A 1,607-nucleotide genomic window follows, 5' to 3' on the forward strand; every position below is an offset into this window, starting at 1 on the left:
CCTAACACATCTCTTGATGAAGTTATTCGTGCTTATTGTGCATGAAGAGTGTCTCATACTTATTTGAAATAACTATAATCTGAGAACGGCGAAAGTACCACAAAAAGTCAAAGATCGAGCAGAAGTAATCAGGTTAAACGCAAATGGCTGGTATGTTGAGAAAATAGCTACTCACTTTAACTGGGCTTCACAAACAGTGAGAGCAGTCTTACATAAATGGGAAGAATTTGGTATAGAAAGCCTTTGGAAAAAACCAGGTCGAGGGGTAAAAGCCAAATGGAAAGAAGAAGATATAGAGTTTTTGTCAGAATGCTTAAAAAAAGAACCACGTACATATAACAGTTTTCAATTAGCTGATAAGTTAGAAAAAGAGCGCTCTATTAAATTAAGTCCCGACCGACTAAGACGGGTACTAAAAAAAAAAGGGATCATTTGGAAAAGAGCTAGTCCAAGTCATAAAGGAAAACAAGACCCCAAACAACGAGCAATAAAGCAATCAGACCTAGATATGCTGGAATTAGCAGCGGCAGCCGGAGAAATCGACTTAAAATATTTAGATGAATCAGGATTTTGTGCGTGGAGTAAAGCAAGTTATACATATTACAAAAAAGTCAACAAAAACGGATACAGCAAACTAAAAATCGAGGTCGTAGATTAAGTATTGTGGGGCTTTTTGAACCTTTAAGTAGCTTTGTATATGGTTTGGTAATTGGAGGTGTTGATCGAAAAGCTTATATTCAGATGATGGAAAAAGAAGCAGAAGAAGCGGCCCAAATGAAACGGATTAGAATTATTGTACAAGACAACGGTCTAATACACCGATGTCAGGAGGTTAAACAGTTGTGGTCAAAGTGGGAAGCTCAGGGTTTATATATTTTTTTCTTGCCTAAATATTGTTCCGAAATGAACCCAATTGAATTAGAGTGGCAACACATTAAAGAAGATGAATTAGCAGCGACATTTGTTTGAGGATGAATTAGAACTCGCCTACGCCGTAATTCATGGAGTAGAAGTTAGAGGAAAAAGAGGAGATTACCCTACACAACGTATTAAATTCAAGTCCAGTCACCCGACTTAATATTTTGTTACATACTTATGGATTTTCCCGCCGACCTACTTATCTAGCCACCGCTAGCTTTCCTGTCTCTTTTTAGTCCTACGCCCTTGGGGCATTCCTTCTGTGCTTGTTTGAAGTAGTCCAGAATCCGCTCGTAACCAACAAGGTAGTCTCCAGTGGTACTTGCCGTGACTGGATTAGACTTTTCGCTCATCTTTCGCTCCCTACTATAAGAATGCCGACTTTGCTTGCTGTAGACAGCGTACAGCAAGTCGCTCGGTATTCGCTCAAATCCAAAACAGGACTTTCAGAGTAGGCACAAAAAATGGCTAGAACAACGTAAAAGCGTCGATTGAGAACTCAGCGCTAATTCAAATCCCACCCTCTCCGTATCCCTTGACTGATAAAGGTTTTAGCGATTAACAAGCTCTAGTTTTTCAGTAATACATACCAAAATGGTATATAAAATGGTATATATAGCAATCCTAAATGATTTTCTAGACCTAGAGCAATCCTAATTAATTTTTTCCGTGCAATTATATTTATGTAT

At 38.4% G+C, this 1,607-nt stretch carries 2 protein-coding genes; one reads left to right on the plus strand and one right to left on the minus strand.

The window, feature by feature from the left end; all coding sequences use genetic code 11:
- Positions 1 to 79 precede the first annotated feature (79 nt).
- Positions 80 to 969 (plus strand): IS630 family transposase gene (locus QT984_RS29640; protein WP_333058666.1). Its coding sequence is split into 2 segments (ribosomal slippage): positions 80 to 605 and positions 605 to 969, totalling 891 coding nucleotides; the frame shifts between segments, so codons are not numbered across the junction.
- A gap of 152 nt (positions 970 to 1,121) precedes the next feature.
- On the opposite strand, the gene QT984_RS29645 is transcribed toward QT984_RS29640, so the two are convergent.
- Positions 1,122 to 1,271: a hypothetical protein gene (locus tag QT984_RS29645; RefSeq protein WP_333058665.1), complete on the minus strand. Its 150-nt coding sequence runs from the start codon at positions 1,269 to 1,271 to the stop codon at positions 1,122 to 1,124.
- Positions 1,272 to 1,607: the final 336 nt, after the last annotated feature.

The sequence above is a fragment of the Microcoleus sp. Z1_B2 genome (assembly GCF_036700325.1).
In the GTDB taxonomy this organism is placed as follows: Bacteria; Cyanobacteriota; Cyanobacteriia; order Cyanobacteriales; family Microcoleaceae; genus Microcoleus.